14 protein-coding genes are annotated in these 19,205 nt (G+C 45.5%); 12 read left to right on the top strand and 2 right to left on the bottom strand.

Going from position 1 to position 19,205, the window contains the following annotated elements; all coding sequences use genetic code 11:
• Nucleotides 1–9: 9 nt before the first annotated feature.
• The 12 genes from murG (at nucleotide 10) to OH460_RS09690 (ending at nucleotide 17,691) form a co-directional block, all read left to right on the top strand.
• Complete coding sequence (murG, locus tag OH460_RS09745) at nucleotides 10–1,071, top strand: undecaprenyldiphospho-muramoylpentapeptide beta-N-acetylglucosaminyltransferase (RefSeq protein WP_105058995.1); 1,062 nt, start codon at nucleotides 10–12, stop codon at nucleotides 1,069–1,071.
• A gap of 13 nt (nucleotides 1,072–1,084) precedes the next feature.
• Entirely contained in the window at nucleotides 1,085–2,545 is a 1,461-nt protein-coding gene (gene murC / locus OH460_RS09740; RefSeq protein WP_008223697.1) for a UDP-N-acetylmuramate--L-alanine ligase, read from the top strand.
• A gap of 278 nt (nucleotides 2,546–2,823) precedes the next feature.
• The gene (locus OH460_RS09735; protein WP_008223698.1) at nucleotides 2,824–3,516 is read left to right on the top strand and encodes a cell division protein FtsQ/DivIB; all 693 of its coding nucleotides are present in this window, start codon (nucleotides 2,824–2,826) and stop codon (nucleotides 3,514–3,516) included.
• On the top strand, nucleotides 3,509–4,777 hold the full coding sequence (ftsA, locus tag OH460_RS09730; protein ID WP_004740737.1) for a cell division protein FtsA: 1,269 nt from the start codon (nucleotides 3,509–3,511) through the stop codon (nucleotides 4,775–4,777). Before OH460_RS09735 ends, ftsA begins: the two co-directional genes overlap by 8 nt.
• 31 nt (nucleotides 4,778–4,808) lie before the next feature.
• Nucleotides 4,809–6,038, top strand: a complete 1,230-nt coding sequence (ftsZ, locus tag OH460_RS09725) for a cell division protein FtsZ (RefSeq protein ID WP_061033376.1) — start codon at nucleotides 4,809–4,811, stop codon at nucleotides 6,036–6,038.
• Between the two features lie 96 nt (nucleotides 6,039–6,134).
• Nucleotides 6,135–7,052: a UDP-3-O-acyl-N-acetylglucosamine deacetylase gene (gene lpxC / locus OH460_RS09720; RefSeq protein WP_004740735.1), complete on the top strand. Its 918-nt coding sequence runs from the start codon at nucleotides 6,135–6,137 to the stop codon at nucleotides 7,050–7,052.
• A 388-nt stretch (nucleotides 7,053–7,440) separates the two neighbouring features.
• The gene (secA, locus tag OH460_RS09715; RefSeq protein WP_239940428.1) at nucleotides 7,441–10,167 is read left to right on the top strand and encodes a preprotein translocase subunit SecA; all 2,727 of its coding nucleotides are present in this window, start codon (nucleotides 7,441–7,443) and stop codon (nucleotides 10,165–10,167) included.
• A 335-nt stretch (nucleotides 10,168–10,502) separates the two neighbouring features.
• Entirely contained in the window at nucleotides 10,503–10,901 is a 399-nt protein-coding gene (mutT, locus tag OH460_RS09710) for an 8-oxo-dGTP diphosphatase MutT (RefSeq protein ID WP_008222857.1), read from the top strand.
• Between the two features lie 92 nt (nucleotides 10,902–10,993).
• Complete coding sequence (gene dapB / locus OH460_RS09705; RefSeq protein ID WP_081090357.1) at nucleotides 10,994–11,818, top strand: 4-hydroxy-tetrahydrodipicolinate reductase; 825 nt, start codon at nucleotides 10,994–10,996, stop codon at nucleotides 11,816–11,818.
• A gap of 502 nt (nucleotides 11,819–12,320) precedes the next feature.
• Complete coding sequence (gene carA, locus OH460_RS09700) at nucleotides 12,321–13,460, top strand: glutamine-hydrolyzing carbamoyl-phosphate synthase small subunit (RefSeq protein ID WP_004740731.1); 1,140 nt, start codon at nucleotides 12,321–12,323, stop codon at nucleotides 13,458–13,460.
• A 16-nt stretch (nucleotides 13,461–13,476) separates the two neighbouring features.
• Nucleotides 13,477–16,707 carry a carbamoyl-phosphate synthase large subunit gene (gene carB, locus OH460_RS09695; RefSeq protein WP_128162012.1) on the top strand — a complete coding sequence of 1,077 codons (3,231 nt, stop codon included), beginning with the start codon at nucleotides 13,477–13,479 and terminating at the stop codon, nucleotides 16,705–16,707.
• Between the two features lie 204 nt (nucleotides 16,708–16,911).
• On the top strand, nucleotides 16,912–17,691 hold the full coding sequence (locus OH460_RS09690) for a TSUP family transporter (RefSeq protein WP_269996950.1): 780 nt from the start codon (nucleotides 16,912–16,914) through the stop codon (nucleotides 17,689–17,691).
• Here the strand turns inward: OH460_RS09690 and OH460_RS09685 are convergent.
• Both OH460_RS09685 and OH460_RS09680 read right to left on the bottom strand, forming a co-directional pair.
• Entirely contained in the window at nucleotides 17,642–18,487 is an 846-nt protein-coding gene (locus tag OH460_RS09685; protein WP_269996949.1) for a LysR family transcriptional regulator, read from the bottom strand. The two genes, OH460_RS09690 and OH460_RS09685, sit on opposite strands and share 50 nt — an antisense overlap.
• 62 nt (nucleotides 18,488–18,549) lie before the next feature.
• Entirely contained in the window at nucleotides 18,550–19,131 is a 582-nt protein-coding gene (locus tag OH460_RS09680) for a flavodoxin family protein (protein WP_269996948.1), read from the bottom strand.
• Between the last annotated feature and the right edge of the window lie 74 nt (nucleotides 19,132–19,205).

Raw genomic sequence — 19,205 nt, 5'->3', positions numbered from 1 at the left:
TCTAAAGCGATGAAACAAAACAAAAAACTTTTAGTGATGGCTGGTGGTACTGGCGGTCACGTTTTCCCAGGGCTAGCGGTGGCTAAAAAGCTTCAACAGCAAGGTTGGGAAATTCGCTGGTTAGGCACAGCAGACAGAATGGAAGCGGATTTAGTGCCAAAACACGGTATTGAAATCGACTTCATCAAGGTGAAAGGCCTGCGTGGTCAAGGCATTAGCAAGCTAATTAAAGCCCCATTCCAAATTATTAATGCCATACTTCAAGCAAGGCAGCACATTAAAGCATGGCAGCCAGATGTCGTGCTTGGCATGGGTGGTTATGTGAGTGGTCCTGGTGGCATTGCGGCATGGTTATCAGGCATTCCTGTGGTTTTGCATGAACAAAATGCAGTGGCGGGTCTAACTAACCAGTGGCTATCTAAGATTGCGAAAAAGGTTTTTCAAGCCTTCCCTGGAGCGTTTCCAACAGCAGAGGTAGTGGGGAACCCAGTTCGTGAGGATGTGGTTGCTTTGCCGGAGCCAGAACAGCGCATGGCTGAGCGTGATGGCGATATCCGTATTTTGGTGATGGGTGGCAGCCAAGGGGCAAAAATCCTCAATGATACTTTGCCTGTAGCGATGGCACAGCTTGGAGAAGGCTTCACAGTGATGCACCAAGCGGGTAAGAACAATCAACAGCAAGTGATTGAACAATACAAATCACATTCTGTAGATAATGTTCAAGTAACTGAATTTATTGATGATGTGGCGCAAGCCTATGAGTGGGCGGATCTATTAGTGTGTCGCTCAGGTGCGTTAACCGTATCGGAAGTATCCGCGGCAGGTGTCGGTTCAATTTTTGTTCCGTTTATGCACAAAGACAGACAGCAAGCACTGAATGCCGATCATTTAGTTGAATGTGGTGCGGCGTTAATGATTGAACAGCCACAACTGACGGCTGAAAAGCTAGCGAACACCATCGCTGAGCTTGATAGAAATGAATTAAAAATGATGGCAACAAAAGCGCGTCAAGCAGCCAAGCTTGATGCCGACGTTACTGTCGCTGAAGCGATTAAAGCTTTAGCAAAATAATGAGACTGAATTGATGACGATTGAACATACCCAAGACTTAGCGCAAATCCGTGCAATGGTGCCAGAGATGCGCCGTGTTAAATCTATCCACTTCATTGGTATTGGTGGTGCTGGAATGAGCGGGATTGCTGAAGTCTTGCTTAATGAAGGCTACCAGATCACTGGTTCTGATATCGCTCAAAATCCAGTGACAGAGCGTTTAGTTAGCAAGGGTGCGACCGTTTACATTGGCCACCAGGCGAGTAACGTTGCTGATGCAAGTGTCGTGGTGGTATCAACCGCTATCAACGAAGAGAACCCAGAGATTATTGCCGCTCGTGAAGCGCGTACGCCTATCGTTCGTCGTGCAGAAATGCTGGCTGAGCTGATGCGTTTTCGTCACGGTATTGCTGTGGCAGGTACGCACGGTAAGACAACTACGACTGCTTTGGTTACACAGATTTACTCTGAAGCAGGTTTAGATCCAACGTTTGTAAACGGTGGTTTAGTGAAAAGTGCAGGTACTAATGCACGCTTAGGTTCGAGCCGTATCTTGATTGCTGAAGCTGATGAGAGTGATGCATCATTCTTACACTTGCAACCTATGGTGAGTATCGTAACCAATATCGAAGCGGATCACATGGATACCTATGGCGGTGACTTCGAAACACTAAAGCAGACGTTTATCGATTTCTTACACAACCTGCCATTCTACGGTCAGGCTGTGATGTGTGTGGATGATCCTGTTGTTCGTGAGCTTATTCCTCAGGTTAGCCGCCAAGTGATCACTTACGGTTTCTCAGAAGATGCGGACATCCGTATTGAAAACTACGTACAAGAAGGCCAGCAAGGCAAGTTCACGGTTGTACGTGAAGGTAAAGCTAATCTGGATATCACGTTGAACATTCCAGGTCGTCACAATGCACTGAATGCCTCTGCGGCGATTGCAGTGGCAACGGAAGATGACATCAGCGATGAAGCGATCCTAAAAGCGATGGCAGGTACCGAAGGTACTGGGCGTCGTTTCGACCATCTTGGTGAGTACGAGACGGGTAATGGTGTTGCAATGCTGGTTGATGATTATGGTCATCACCCAACCGAAGTTGATGTAACGATTCAGGCAGCTCGAAGTGGTTGGGCTGATAAGCGTCTCGTGATGATTTTCCAGCCGCACCGCTACAGCCGAACACGTGATTTATATGATGATTTTGCGAACGTTCTTGAGCAGGTTGATGTCTTAATCTTATTGGATGTTTATTCTGCGGGTGAGAAACCTATTGCAGGTGCAGACGGGCGCTCATTAAGTCGAACTATTCGCGGGCGTGGTAAGATTGACCCAATCTTTGTTGCTGATATCAACACGCTGCCATCGGTTTTAGCTAACGTGATTCAAGGCGGCGACCTTGTATTGACGCAGGGTGCAGGCGATGTTGGCCGCGTTGCTAAGCAACTAGAATCGTTACAGTTAGACATTAATAAAATGCAGAACGTGTAGCAGAATACTGTCTACATACTGTGGTCAATCGCTCACTTCTTGCGATTGACCTAAAATTGACCAAAAATCTTATTATCAACGTTTGATAGTTTGATTTTGCTCAGTATAATTCATAGGTTAAAGTAAGTGCTTTTACCTCTATTACGAAGATAGGGAATAGAATTGCGAACCAACGACAGGGAAAGCGGGCTTTGGTAGAAAGTACTTTTAGCGAAAACCGCCACCTATTCAGTTTACCATCGTTAAAGAAACACGCCCTAGGCGGGTCCTTTTTTGTCATGGTATTGCTATTCATTGGGTTTCTTTTCTACACCACACTGACTTGGATGTGGGACGATCAACGATTGCCTCTCTCCAAAATAGTCATTCAAGGTGACTTAACTTATGTAACCGCTGGTGATGTTCAACATGCTTTTGGAAGACTCGAGCATATTGGTACATTCATGTCACAAGACATTGGTGTGTTGCAAGACAGTTTAGAAGCATTGCCTTGGGTGTCTGTTGTCTCTATTCGTAAGCAGTGGCCAGACACAATAAAAGTATTTTTGACTGAGTATCATGCTGCAGCAATCTGGAACGGCAACATGCTGTTGAATGATGATGGTCAGGTGTTTAATGGCGATATCGGCCTTCTGAAAGGCGATAGAGTTAAGCTTTACGGCCCAGATGGCACCAGCCAAGAAGTGATCGAAAAGTGGAGAAAGATAACCCCTTTGATTAACAGTCTAGGGTTAACGGTTACCTCACTTGTTCTCAACGAACGTCGCGCTTGGCAAATAATCCTAGATAACGGTATCCGTTTAGAACTAGGTAAAGATTCTTTAGATGAGCGTGTTGAACGCTTCATTTCGCTTTACAACGAACTCGGTAGTAAGGCGAATCAAGTGAGCTACATCGACCTCAGGTATGATACGGGAGCCGCTGTAGGCTGGTTTCCAGAGCAAGAGTTAGAAGAGAGCACAGATGACTAAGACCGCAGATGACAACATAATCGTTGGTCTTGATATAGGCACTGCGACCATATCAGCTCTGGTTGGTGAAATACTGCCTGATGGTCAAATCAATATCATTGGCTCTGGGCAAAGCCCATCCAGAGGTATGGATAAAGGTGGTGTGAACGACCTAGAGTCGGTAGTTAAGTCAGTTCAGCGAGCAATTGATCAAGCAGAGTTGATGGCGGAATGCCAAATCAGCAATGTGTTTATCTCGCTATCAGGCAAACATATCGCAAGCCGAATTGAAAAAGGCATGGGCACTATCTCTGATGAAGAGGTGTCTCAAGACGATATGGATCGAGCGATCCATACTGCGAAATCAATTAAAATAGGTGAAGAGCAGAGAATTCTGCACGTGATCCCACAAGAATTTACCATTGATTATCAAGAAGGGATTAAGAACCCACTTGGTCTGTCTGGTGTTCGAATGGAAGTGAGCGTTCATCTAATTTCTTGCCATAGCGACATGGCGAGAAACATTATTAAAGCTGTTGAACGATGTGGTCTCACAGTAGAACAAATCGTGTTTTCAGGACTTGCCTCAAGTAATGCGGTAATTACTGAAGACGAGAGAGAGCTCGGAGTGTGTGTGGTTGATATCGGTGCGGGTACAATGGATATTTCCATTTGGACTGGCGGCGCGCTACGACACACAGAAGTCTTTTCCTATGCAGGAAATGCAGTAACCAGTGATATTGCCTTCGCTTTCGGTACGCCAGTGAGCGATGCTGAAGAGATAAAAGTAAACCATGGTTGCGCTCTGAGTGAACTCGTTAGCAAGGATGACTCTGTTAACGTCCCAAGTGTTGGTGGTCGCCCGTCAAGAAGTTTGCAACGACAAACTTTGTCGGAAGTGATTGAACCACGTTACACTGAACTTATGGGCCTCGTTAACCAAACTATCGATACGGTTCAATTACAGCTACGAGACGAAGGTATTAAACACCACCTTGCAGCTGGCGTCGTCCTCACTGGTGGAGCGGCACAAATTGACGGATTGGTAGAGTGTGCGGAACGTGTTTTCCGCAATCAAGTTCGAGTTGGTAAGCCATTAGAAGTTAGTGGCTTAACTGATTATGTTAAAGAGCCGTATCATTCTACGGCGGTTGGTTTACTTCATTACGCAAGAGATTGTCAGATCAGTGATGAAGGTGATTACAGCGAACCTAAGCGTTCAGCACCTTCGATGTCTGGTTTATTTGGTAAATTGCGTAATTGGATACAAAAAGAGTTTTAACCTGAGTTGCAGGAAAAAACGGAGATAACACATGTTTGAACCGATGATGGAAATGTCTGACGATGCAGTAATTAAAGTCGTTGGAGTTGGTGGCGGTGGCGGTAACGCTGTTGAGCACATGGTACGTGAATCAATCGAAGGCGTAGAATTCATCAGTGTTAATACTGATGCACAAGCACTTCGTAAAACAAGCGTGAGCAGCGTGATCCAAATTGGTGGTGATATCACTAAAGGTCTTGGTGCTGGTGCAAATCCACAAGTAGGCCGTGATGCAGCTCTCGAAGATCGAGAAAGAATTAAAGAAGTTCTAACTGGCGCCGATATGGTATTTATCGCAGCTGGTATGGGCGGTGGTACTGGTACAGGTGCTGCTCCAGTTATTGCTGAAGTTGCGAAAGAGCTGGGTGTGCTAACCGTTGCTGTTGTAACTAAGCCATTTAGCTTTGAAGGCAAAAAGCGTCTAGCGTTTGCTGAGCAAGGTATCGAAGAGCTTTCTAAACATGTGGATTCATTAATTACGATTCCAAATGAAAAGCTACTTAAAGTACTAGGCCGTGGCGTTACACTGCTAGAAGCTTTCGCAAGTGCAAATGATGTACTTAAAAACGCTGTACAAGGTATCGCTGAGCTAATTACTCGCCCTGGTATGATCAACGTCGACTTCGCGGACGTTCGCACCGTAATGTCGGAAATGGGTCATGCAATGATGGGTAGCGGTATCGCGAAAGGTGAAGACCGTGCTGAAGAAGCTGCTGAAACGGCAATTTCTAGCCCACTACTAGAAGACATCGACCTAGCTGGTGCGCGTGGCGTTCTTGTGAACATCACAGCAGGCCTAGATATGCGTCTAGATGAGTTCGAAACAGTAGGTAACACAGTTAAGGCATTCGCTTCTGATAACGCAACTGTTGTGATTGGTACTTCTCTAGACCCTGATATGACGGACGAAATCCGTGTAACTGTTGTTGCAACAGGTATCGGTACAGAGAGAAAACCAGACATTACACTAGTTGCTGGTGGTAAAGCTAAGGTTGCAGCAACTCCTCAACCACAAGTAGCGGCACAAGCTGCACCAAAAGTGGAAGAGAAAGTGGCACAACCATTGCAAGAAAAAACTGAGGTAAAACCTCAAGTTAAGCCGCAGCCAACAACGTCGCCTGTTTCTTCAGGTACAGGCGCTAGCCAAAGTGCAGCACCTAAGGCTGAGAAAGAGAGCGGATACTTAGATATTCCAGCATTCTTACGACGTCAGGCTGATTAACAATTACCCAAAATTTGACTATCGTCGAATTAATGGTAAAATTCGCGGTCGGTAAATACTGACCGTGATTTGTAGCACTGATAACGAGGCAAGCAGATGATCAGACAACGTACTCTGAAAGAAATTGTGAAAACAACTGGTGTGGGTCTCCACTCTGGTCGTAAAGTCACACTTACTCTTCGCCCGGCAGCTGCAAATACAGGTATTGTTTACCGTCGTACTGATGTAAATCCACCTGTAGATTTTCCAGCTGATCCAGCATCAGTTCGTGACACTATGTTATGTACTGCTCTTGTAAATGACGAAGGCGTACGTATTTCTACAGTGGAACACCTTAACGCGGCTTTAGCGGGCATGGGCATCGACAACATTATTGTTGAAGTAGATGCACCAGAGATCCCAATTATGGATGGCAGCGCAAGCCCATTCGTATACTTGCTACAGCAAGCGGGTGTTGAAACGCTGAATGCACCAAAACGTTTCATTCGCATCAAAAAGCCAGTTCGTTTCGAAGATGGCGATAAGTGGGCAGAGTTTGTTCCATTTAACGGCTTCCGTATGGACTTTGAAATCGAGTTCAACCACCCTGCAATTGAGTCTGACGAACAGCATCTATTGTTTGATTTCTCTTCTCAAGGCTTTGTGAAAGAGATCTCTCGAGCTCGTACTTTCGGCTTCATGCGTGATATCGAATACCTTCAATCACAAAACTTGTGTTTGGGTGGTAGCTTTGACTGTGCAATCGTACTAGACGAATACCGAATTCTTAATGAAGAAGGTCTACGTTTTGACAATGAGTTTGTAACTCATAAAGTGCTAGATGCGATTGGTGACCTTTATATGTGTGGACACGCTATTATCGGTGAATTCCGTGCATACAAATCAGGTCACGGCCTAAACAACCAACTACTACGTGCAGTGCTTGCTGACGCAGAAGCTTGGGAATGGGCAACATTCGAAGAAGAAGCTGGCTCGCCAGTGGCTTTTGCTGAACCAGGAATGGTTCTAGCGTAATTGTTGTTTTCAACAATGTAAGATTTCGAAAACCAGGCTATCGGCCTGGTTTTTTTGTATCTATTTTCCAGATACAGTGTCATCAACATCCGAAAGTCATCGACTAATGGTCGCCAGTCTGGCTAATCCATCAGCAATTAGAAAGAAAAGTTCCAAGCACATCAAACAAATGGGGTTATAAATGGTCGTTGGTGTGAAAATTACTTACACTAAGGGGCATTAATTTTAACTCAAGCCTTGAAAACTCTACTCTCAAGTACAATATCAGAAATACTAGATTTATCTCAGTATCCTTGGTTAGTAACTGAAGACTGGTTCATCGCTAGTAGAGACTGACGGCATTTAAAATAGATCGCGGACGATCTGAGAACGAAGAGATTCCAAGCACATGATTACTAAGCTGCTGACAAAGGTAATTGGCAGTCGCAATGACAGAACACTGCGCCGCCTTAGAAAAATTGTAAAAGAAATTAATAACTACGAGCCAACGTTTGAAGCGCTTTCTGACGAAGAGCTAAAAGCGAAAACTGTTGAGTTTCGTGAGCGCTTAGACAAAGGTGAATCGCTAGACCAACTCCTACCTGAAGCATTTGCTACGGTACGTGAAGCGTCTAAGCGTGTTTACGGCATGCGTCACTTTGACGTGCAAATGATTGGTGGCATGGTTCTAAATGCTGGCCAAATTGCAGAGATGCGTACTGGTGAGGGTAAGACTCTTACAGCAACTCTACCTGCTTATCTTAACGCCCTACCTAGTAAAGGTGTTCACGTAGTAACGGTGAACGACTACCTAGCTAAGCGTGATGCGGAAACTAACCGCCCATTATTTGAATTCCTTGGTATGACTGTTGGCGTGAACGTGCCAAACATGGCTCCACCAGAGAAAAAAGAAGCATACCAAGCGGATATCCTATACGGAACAAACAACGAGTTTGGTTTCGATTACCTACGTGACAACATGGCTTTCCGTGCTGAAGACCGTGTTCAACGCGAACGCTTCTTTGCTGTAGTCGATGAGGTTGACTCAATCTTAATCGATGAAGCGCGTACACCTCTTATTATCTCTGGCCCGGCTGAAGATAGCTCAGATCTTTACACGCGTATTAACACATTGATTCCTCATCTTGAGCGTCAAGATAAAGAAGATTCTGAAGAGTACCGTGGTGAAGGTCACTACACCATGGACGAAAAATCTAAGCAGGTTCACCTGACTGAAAACGGTCAAGAATTTGTTGAAGAGCTAATGGTGAAAAATGGTCTGATGGAAGAGGGCGATACGCTTTACTCTCCAACAAACATCAGCCTACTACACCATGTTAATGCTGCGTTGCGTGCTCACGTATTGTTTGAGAAGAACGTAGACTACATCGTAACTGAAGAAGGCGAAGTGGTTATCGTTGATGAACATACTGGCCGTACAATGCCAGGTCGTCGTTGGTCTGAAGGTTTACACCAAGCTGTTGAAGCAAAAGAAGGTGTGAAGATTCAGAATGAAAACCAAACGCTAGCTTCGATTACCTTCCAAAACTTCTTCCGTCTGTACGAGAAACTGTCAGGTATGACAGGTACAGCCGATACTGAAGCTTTCGAATTCCAGTCTATCTATGGCCTAGAAACGGTTGTTATCCCAACTAACAAACCTATGGTTCGTAACGATATGCCAGATGTGGTTTATCGTACAGAAGAAGACAAATTCAATGCGATCATTGAAGACATTAAAGACCGTGTTGCTGCAGGTCAGCCATCACTGGTTGGTACGGTTTCTATCGAGAAATCAGAGCTACTGTCTAACGCACTGAAAAAAGCAAAAATTAAGCACAACGTACTAAATGCGAAATTCCACGAAAAAGAAGCGGAAATCGTAGCGCAAGCAGGTACACCTGGTGCAGTAACCATTGCAACTAACATGGCCGGTCGTGGTACCGATATCGTGTTAGGTGGTAGCTGGCAGTCTGAAGTTGAGAAACTACAAAATCCAACTCAAGAGCAGATCGACAAGATCAAAGCGGATTGGAAAGTGGTTCACGACAAAGTACTAGAGTCAGGTGGTCTACACATCATTGGTACAGAGCGTCACGAATCTCGTCGTATCGATAACCAGCTACGTGGTCGTTCTGGTCGTCAAGGTGATGCAGGTTCTTCACGTTTCTACCTATCAATGGAAGACTCACTACTACGTATCTTCACATCTGATCGTATGGCTGGTCTTATCCAGAGCGGTATGGATGAAGGTGAAGCGATCGAATCTAAGATGCTATCTCGCTCTATCGAAAAAGCACAACGTAAAGTTGAAGGCCGTAACTTCGATATCCGTAAGCAACTTCTAGAGTACGATGATGTAGCCAATGACCAACGTAAGGTGGTTTACGAGCTGCGTGACGAGCTAATGGGCTCTGACGACATCAGCGAAATGATTGAGCATAACCGTGAAGACGTGTTTACGTCGGTTATCGATGAGTACATTGCTCCGCAATCGCTAGAAGATATGTGGGACATCGCTGGTCTACAAGATCGTCTGAAGAACGACTTCGACCTAGACTTTGATATTCAAGGCTGGTTGGACGAAGACGACAAGCTTTACGAAGAAGCACTACGTGAACGCATCCTAGGCATGGCTGTTGATGCTTACAAACAGAAAGAAGAAGTGGTTGGTGCACAAGTGCTACGCAACTTCGAGAAGTCTGTAATGCTGCAAACGCTAGATGGTCTATGGAAAGAGCACTTGGCTGCGATGGATCACCTTCGTCAAGGTATCCACCTACGTGGTTACGCTCAGAAGAATCCGAAACAAGAGTACAAGCGCGAGTCGTTTGAACTGTTTGAAGGTTTACTGGATGTACTGAAGTCAGACGTTATTACTATCCTTTCGAAAGTTCGCGTTCAGCAACAAGAAGAAGTAGAAAAGATGGAAGCGCAGCGTCAAGCTCAAGCTGAAGAAGCAGCGCGTCGTGCACAAGCGCAACACGCAACAGCAGAAAACCAACTAGGTGATGATGAAGCAGAAGCAGCGTCGCCACAAACTGTAGTTCGTGATGAGCGTAAAGTTGGCCGTAACGAGCCTTGCCCATGTGGTAGCGGTAAAAAATACAAACAGTGTCACGGTAAAATTAATTGATGCTTTGCTGTAAAGGCTGATAACTGCGTCGGCGATGCTCATTTACACTTGTAAACTCCGCGTCACCTCCTTGTTCTCAACCATTACAGCTTTGCCTAAATATAATTTTATTTGTTCAAGAGTCGCTTAGGCGGCTCTTTTTGTATGTAAATTTCATGGCTTACTTTGTTACTCAAGGAAGTCGTCATTCCCTATAGCGAGGAGCTAGCGTAGTAGGGAATCTTGTTTAGTTAGGCTCGCGTAGTTTTAGATCCCCAACTCAGTCGTTCCTCTTTCTTGAGGATGATGTATTTAGGGACTTTGTGAGTTCAGCGTTTTATTAAGGAACACCATCAATGAAAAGAATCCATATCGTAGCGGGTATTATCTTCAATCAAGATAAGTCACAGGTCTTTATCACTAAGCGCCCAGATGACAAGCACAAAGGTGGCTTTTGGGAGTTTCCTGGTGGCAAGGTTGAAGAGGGCGAAACTATTGAGCAAGCGATGACTCGCGAGCTTGATGAAGAGATCGGTATTAAGGTGACCGAGCAGTCTCTGTTTGAGCATCTTGAATTTGATTACACGGACAAGTCACTTAAGTTCGATTTCATTCTCGTGACTGATTTTGAAGAGCAACCTTATGGTAAAGAAGGTCAGCAAGGTGAATGGGTCAGCCTTGAATCATTGAATCAGTACGCTTTCCCTGAAGCAAATGTGCCAATTTTAGAGCGAGTGGTAAAAGAGTTTTCTTAATTGCTAGCCTGAGTTTGAGATTGTTGTTAGTTTAAAGAGATTAATCGAATGAACGTTGCTGCAAGAGAACTGCGGCAACAGTAACCAAAACAATGGAGATATTCGCAGTGGTAAGAATTGCAATAGCAGGAGCAGCGGGTCGTATGGGCCGCAACTTGGTGAAAGCCGCTCATCATAATTCAGAAGCTAGTGTTGGCGCTGGCTCGGAACGTCCCGAGTCATCATTAGTTGGCGTTGATGTTGGCGAGCTATGTGGGGAAGGTCGCTTTGATGTTGCTCTAGTGGATGATTTGTCTAAAGCCATCGAAGAGTTTGATGTGATTGTCGACTTTACCGCACCTGTTAGCACATTAGCGAATATTGAACTTTGTAAACGTCACGGCAAAAAACTTATCATCGGTACGACAGGCTTCTCAGAAGAGGAGAAGCAGGTGATTGACGCTGCTGCAAAAGAGATGCCTATTGTAATGGCACCAAACTACAGCGTAGGCGTTAACCTCGTATTTAAGCTACTAGAGAAAGCCGCTAAAGTGATGGGCGATTACTGTGATGTTGAAATCGTTGAGGCCCACCACCGTCATAAAGTGGATGCACCATCAGGTACTGCAATTGGTATGGGTGAAGCGATCGCCGGTGCTATGGGTAATGAGCTGAACGATGTGGCGGTATGGTCACGTGAAGGCATTACTGGCGAACGTACGAAAGATGAGATTGGTTTCGCAACGATTCGTGCCGGTGACATCATTGGAGAACACACTGCTATGTTTGCAGATATCGGCGAACGAGTGGAAATTACTCATAAAGCGACTGACCGAATGACCTTTGCAAACGGTGCGATCAAAGCTGCTGTTTGGCTCAATGACAAGCCAGCGGGCTTTTATACCATGACAGATGTCCTTGGTTTGAATGATCTGTAAATAGATAATTATGCGCTGGCAATTGCCGGCGCTTTCTTTATTTGCTACCTTTAACGCAGTATTCTTGTTTATCACCTCTCTCTTAAACCTACCTTTTAACATCGTTTTTACCTCACTTTTCTTGTTGTTTTGTTCTCTTGGTCTTATTTTTGGATTAGATCTTTAAATCTTCATGTTTTCTGTTTGTATTTATCGATTGCTTTTTGTTGGTGATGTTTTTGGTACTTAAAGGCAGACAAAAGTAATGGGATAAAATTGGAAAATCTCAATATCGTGCTTAATTGACCATGAAAGTTGAACTTTTGGAGCTTTGGAAGGGTAAATTGAATTAGTGCGTACAAATCTTTAATTTCTTTTGCGTTAAATGTTGACACGTATCACGCACATCACTAAAATACCGCCAATTTGTCTAATTTCCATAAACACTCACTTTTAAGTGTTGCAGGAAGGTAGATTTGCAAATTAAATCAATTTTAATGCATATTTATTTCTGGAGGTTGTCTTGAAAAAGTCAGCACTACTTGTCCTAGAAGATGGGACAGTATTTCACGGTGAAGCCATTGGCGCTGTAGGTTCTGCAGTTGGTGAAGTCGTTTTTAATACCTCGATGACGGGGTACCAAGAAATCCTCACTGATCCTTCCTATTCTCAACAAATCGTTACCCTTACTTACCCTCACATTGGCAATACCGGAACCAATTCCGAAGACGAAGAATCCTCTTCAATCCACGCTCAAGGCCTTGTGATTCGCGATCTCCCTCTTATCGCTTCTAACTTCCGTAATGAACAATCCCTTTCTGATTACCTTAAGTCGCAAAACGTTGTTGGTATCGCTGATATCGATACTCGTAAGCTGACGCGTATTCTTCGTGAAAAAGGCGCTCAGAACGGTTGTATTGTAGCGGGTAACAACTTAGACGAAGCTTTGGCTCTAGCTAAGGCAAAAGAATTCCCTGGCCTGAAAGGTATGGACCTTGCGAAAGAAGTTACAACAAAAGAAGCGTATCAATGGAAACAAGGTTCGTGGACGCTTACGGGTGGACTTCCTGAAGCGAAAGCAGACTCAGAATTGCCATACCACGTTGTTGCTTATGACTTCGGTGCAAAACGAAACATCCTACGAATGCTCGTTGACCGCGGCTGCCGCCTAACGGTTGTTCCAGCTGAAACTTCTGCTGAAGAAGTGCTTGCACTAAACCCAGACGGTGTATTCCTTTCAAATGGCCCTGGTGACCCAGAACCATGTACTTACGCAATTGAAGCGACAAAAGTGTTCCTAGAAAAAGGCTTACCAATCTTTGGTATCTGTCTAGGCCACCAAATTCTTGCTCTTGCGTCAGGCGCTAAGACAGTGAAGATGAAGTTTGGTCACCACGGTGCAAACCATCCAGTTAAAGATTTAGATCGTGATGTTGTGATGATTACTTCACAAAACCACGGCTTTGCTGCTGACGAAGACACACTACCTGAAAACCTACGTGCAACGCACAAGTCGCTATTTGATGGTTCTCTACAAGGTATCCACCGTACAGACAAACCAGCATTTAGCTTCCAAGGTCACCCAGAAGCAAGCCCAGGTCCAGAAGACGCAGCGCCGTTATTTGACCACTTCATTGAACTAATTAAAAAGCACACAGCGTAATTCGGAGTAGTAGACAATGCCAAAACGTACTGACATTAAAAGTATTCTAATTCTAGGTGCTGGCCCGATCGTTATCGGCCAAGCATGTGAGTTCGATTACTCTGGTGCTCAAGCTTGTAAAGCGCTTCGCGAAGAAGGTTACCGAGTTATTCTTGTAAACTCGAACCCAGCGACCATCATGACTGACCCAGACATGGCTGATGCAACTTACATCGAGCCTATCCAATGGGAAGTTGTTCGCAACATCATTGCGAAAGAGAAGCCAGATGCAGTTCTACCTACAATGGGTGGCCAAACAGCACTTAACTGTGCACTAGACCTAGAGAAACACGGTGTTCTTGAAGAGTTCGGTGTAGAGATGATTGGTGCAACGGCTGACGCTATCGATAAAGCAGAAGACCGTTCTCGTTTCGATAAAGCGATGAAGTCTATCGGCCTTGAGTGTCCACGTGCGGATACTGCGAAAACCATGGAAGAAGCTTACGGCGTTCTAGATATGGTTGGCTTCCCATGTATCATCCGTCCATCATTCACTATGGGTGGTACTGGCGGTGGTATCGCATACAACAAAGAAGAATTTGAAGAAATCTGTCGTCGTGGTCTGGACCTATCTCCAACCAACGAGCTTCTAATCGATGAATCTCTTATCGGTTGGAAAGAGTACGAGATGGAAGTGGTTCGTGACAAAGCGGACAACTGTATCATCGTATGTGCGATTGAAAACTTTGACCCAATGGGCATCCACACGGGTGACTCAATCACAGTTGCACCAGCACAGACGCTAACAGACAAAGAATACCAACTAATGCGTAACGCTTCTCTAGCGGTACTGCGTGAGATTGGTGTTGAAACGGGTGGTTCTAACGTACAGTTTGGTATCAACCCGAAAGATGGCCGTATGGTTATCATCGAGATGAACCCACGTGTATCTCGTTCTTCTGCTCTAGCGTCTAAAGCGACAGGTTTCCCAATCGCTAAGATTGCAGCGAAACTGGCTGTGGGTTACACATTAGATGAACTGCAAAATGACATCACGGGTGGCGCAACACCTGCATCATTCGAACCAACAATCGACTACGTAGTAACTAAGATTCCTCGTTTCAACTTCGAGAAATTTGCAGGTGCTAACGACCGTCTAACGACGCAAATGAAGTCTGTTGGTGAAGTTATGGCTATCGGCCGTAACCAGCAAGAATCTCTACAAAAAGCACTTCGTGGCCTAGAAGTTGGCGCGACTGGCTTTGACGAAATGGTTGACCTAGATGCGCCAGACGCATTAACAACAATTCGTCACGAACTAAAAGAAGCTGGCGCAGAGCGTATTTGGTACATCGCGGATGCATTCCGTGCGGGTATGTCTGTAGATGGCGTATTTAACCTAACGCAAATCGACCGTTGGTTCCTAGTTCAAATCGAAGACATCGTTAAGCTTGAGCAAGAACTTAAAGCGAAAGGCTTTGCCGGCTTGAACAAAGACGAGCTAAACAAGCTTAAGCGTAAAGGTTTTGCGGATGCGCGCCTATCTAAGATTCTGGGTGTAGCGGAAAGCGAAATCCGTCGTCTACGTGACCAATACGATATCCACCCAGTTTACAAGCGCGTTGATACGTGTGCGGCTGAGTTCTCTTCAGACACGGCTTACATGTACTCATCTTACGATGATGAGTGTGAAGCGAACCCAACAGACAAAGACAAGATCATGATTCTTGGTGGCGGTCCAAACCGTATCGGCCAAGGTATTGAATTTGACTACTGTTGTGTACACGCATCACTAGCTCTACGTGAAGATGGCTACGAAACTATCATGGTTAACTGTAACCCTGAGACTGTTTCAACGGATTACGACACATCTGACCGTCTGTACTTCGAACCAGTAACACTGGAAGACGTACTAGCAATCGCTCGTGTTGAGAAGCCAAAAGGCGTTATCGTTCAGTACGGTGGTCAAACACCACTGAAACTGGCTCGCGCACTTGAAGCGGCTGGCGTGCCAATCATCGGTACTAGCCCTGACGCAATCGACCGTGCAGAAGACCGTGAGCGTTTCCAAGTTGCTGTTGACCGTCTAGGTCTTCTACAGCCAGAGAACGCGACAGTAACAACAATGGAACAAGCGGTAGAGAAATCTCGCGAAATCGGCTTCCCATTGGTTGTACGTCCTTCTTACGTACTTGGTGGTCGTGCGATGGAAATCGTATACGATGAGCAAGACTTACGTCGCTACTTCAACGAAGCAGTAAGCGTATCGAACGAATCTCCAGTTCTTCTTGATAGCTTCTTAGATGACGCGGTTGAAGTGGATATCGATGCTATCTGTGACGGTGAGCGCGTAGTTATCGGCGGTATCATGGAGCATATCGAACAAGCGGGTGTTCACTCTGGTGACTCAGCATGTTCTCTTCCTGCATACACGCTAAGCCAAGAAATCCAAGACGTAATGCGTGAGCAAGTTGAAAAGCTGGCGTTCGAGTTGGGTGTTCGTGGTCTGATGAATACGCAGTTTGCTGTTAAGAACAACCAAGTGTACCTAATCGAGGTTAACCCTCGTGCAGCACGTACGGTACCGTTCGTATCTAAAGCAACGGGGGCACCAATCGCTAAGATTGCTGCACGTGTAATGGCGGGTCAATCGCTAGAGTCTCAAGGCTTTACCAAAGAAATCATCCCACCGTACTACTCAGTGAAGGAAGTGGTACTTCCATTCAACAAGTTCCCTGGTGTTGACCCACTATTAGGCCCAGAAATGCGCTCTACTGGTGAAGTTATGGGTGTTGGTGCAACGTTCGCAGAAGCTTACTCTAAAGCGGAATTGGGTTGTGGCAACATCTACCCAGAAGGCGGCCGTGCACTTCTTTCTGTTCGCGAAGGCGACAAAGAACGCGTTGTAGACCTAGCATCTAAGCTATCTAAGCTTGGTTACCAGCTAGACGCAACACACGGTACAGCAGTGATTCTTGGCGAAGCGGGCATCAACCCACGTCTAGTAAACAAGGTACACGAAGGCCGTCCTCACATTCTTGACCGTATCAAGAACAACGAGTACACCTACATCGTGAACACTGCAGCTGGCCGTCAAGCGATTGAAGACTCTAAAGTTCTTCGTCGTGGTGCACTTGCTGAGAAGGTAAACTACACGACTACGCTAAACGCAGCATTTGCAACATGTATGGCGCACACTGCAGACGCGAAGACGACAGTAACTTCTGTTCAAGAGCTACACGCACAGGTGAAAGCTTCTCAAGCTTAATTTGTCTTAGCTCAGCTAACTGAACTGAAGTTAGCGGATATAAATGCTCAAAGCCCACTCTTCGGAGTGGGCTTTTTTATGTCCGTGATACAGAGTTAGTTAAATGATGAATATTTGGAATAGGTTAGAATCTTGTGTTTCGTTATTGATCACCTGCTCAGGATGGTAAGTTGTCGCTACACGAGACTTTGAGGCGTTGGGTATATGGAAATCACTCTGGAAATATTGGCTATTTTGTTTGTTGTCGCAACAGCAGCGGGCTTTATCGATGCGATGGCTGGCGGTGGCGGGCTACTGACTTTGCCAGCATTACTCGCAGCGGGAGTTCCACCGACACAAGCCCTAGCAACTAACAAGCTTCAAAGCTCTTTCGGCAGTTTTTCCGCAAGTTGGTACTTCGTGCGTAATGGTATCGTTAGTATCAAGGAGATGCGCCTCGCCATTTTGTGTACCTTCATTGGCTCGGCGATTGGTGCAGAACTCGTTCAGTTCATTGATGCGAGCTTATTGACCAGTGTGATCCCACTGCTGCTGATCGCGATCTCACTCTACTTCCTATTAGCGCCACAAACCAAGACCTCTGAAGGTAAACAGAAGATCTCTGAAGCGATGTTTGCTTTGTGCGTTGGTGGTGGTGTTGGCTTTTACGATGGCTTCTTTGGGCCTGGTACGGGCTCTATCTTTACCGTCTGCTTTGTCGCAATTGGTCACTTCTCTTTAGTCGATGCTACGGCACGCACTAAGGTGTTGAACTTCACCTCTAATATCGCAGCACTGCTCTTCTTTATTTTGGCAGGCTTGCCAATCTGGGAGCTCGGCTTAGTGATGGCAATTGGTGGCTTTATGGGGGCTCAGCTGGGCGCTAAAGTGGTGGTGACAAAAGGGCAGAAGTGGATCCGCCCTCTAGTGATTGTGATGTCGATGCTCATGGCGTCTAAACTGCTTTGGGAACAGCATCAACAATGGATTCTATCAGTGTTTTAACTCGTGGAGACTGGTAGCTATTTGGTCTTACACAGACATGAATCGGCCGGATTAAGCCCGCTAATTCCTGGAAGCTATACAGATATTGAGACTTAATATTGAGTGTTTTTACGATAGAGAGCGGAATCAAAGCAGGACCAGTTCCACCTAGTGCAAGCTGCGCTGCGGCAGTGTAGGCATCCATCTCCATCAAAGGTTTGATACCAAATTTTTCTAATACTGAGAGTTGGTAAGAGTTGGCTGGGTTAGTCATGTCATTAGTGATGACTTTGGGGGGAAGCCCATTCAACGGCAATTTACTTACAATGTAAAAGGGCTCGTCGAACAGATGAAACGTCATCAATCCATGATGCGGCGGCAACAAGCCTGCGCATAACCCTAGGGTTGCCTTGCCGGACTGAACTCGCTCGATGATTCTGGGCGTGTGGTTGGTGGTTATCGTGATGTATTTATCTTGTTGGATAAACTGCCCCATCATTTCACCTAAATAGCCGGCTATCAGAGACTTAGAGCTGTCTAAGGTAATGAGAGTCGTATCCTCCAGCTCTTGCTGTTCATAAATAAGACCACGAAGTTCATTGAACGTAGGACCAATACTCTCGATCAGTGCTATCGCTTCTGGCGTGAGTTTTATCTGCCGACCGCTTGGCTCAATAAGCTTTTTTCCCAACTTCTTTTCTAAGTTAGCAATCCGTTTGCTTACCGCTGATTGGCTGATATACAGCAGGCTGCCAGTGCGGCTCATGGTTTTGGCTTTACTCAAAACCAAGAGAGTTTCGATTCCTTCGAGTAGCATTTGATGATATTCATGAAAGTTGGGAATGATACGTCCAACTTATCTCAATCAAGGCCGTTGCTCTAGCTTTTGTTTACGAGTTCTTGAACCAAGCTGGCGATTCTTGAACCGTAGTATTGAGCAGTGAGTAAGTCATTGTGGTTAACGCTATCTTCACCATCATCGATACTAGACACTAAACCAATATTTGAACCAGTGCGGTTTAACCCTAAATTATCTGTGTGTCTTGAGGCGTCTAAGCCAACCCAAATCATGCCGTGCTGACAAGCTAGAGTGAAAAAGCTAAGCAGGGTTTGTTGTTGCTCTCCGTTAAGACTGCCTCCAGTGGTGAAGCCAGCAGCGAGTTTATTTCGCCATAACTTCTTGCAGTAGTTGTCACTGCTCGCATCCATAAAGCTTTTAAACTGAGCGGCAGGTGAACCCATATAGGTTGGAGCGCCAAAAACGATCGCATCACAACTGTCTAGGAGTTTGAGCTTTTCGTCATTGTCATATCGGCCTTCAATGATCTCCGAAGGCAGCACTTCGATGAGTAGGGCTGAGTCAGATAGCTGTGTGTTTACGCCCTCTGCGAGCAGTTCGGCGACCTGCTTAGTTGCGCCGCATTTAGAGAAGAAAACAATTCCAATTTTATTACTGCTCATCCTAGAGCCCTCATTGTTAGTAAATGAATATGTTTATAAAGTCATTCGTTTACTAATATAGCTCGTCAATTGAT

Source organism: Vibrio sp. Makdt (genome assembly GCF_027587015.1).
In the GTDB taxonomy this organism is placed as follows: Bacteria; Pseudomonadota; Gammaproteobacteria; order Enterobacterales; family Vibrionaceae; genus Vibrio; species Vibrio chagasii_B.
Note: the sequence above shows the minus strand (reverse complement) of the source record. Positions and strands in the feature narration are given on the sequence as shown.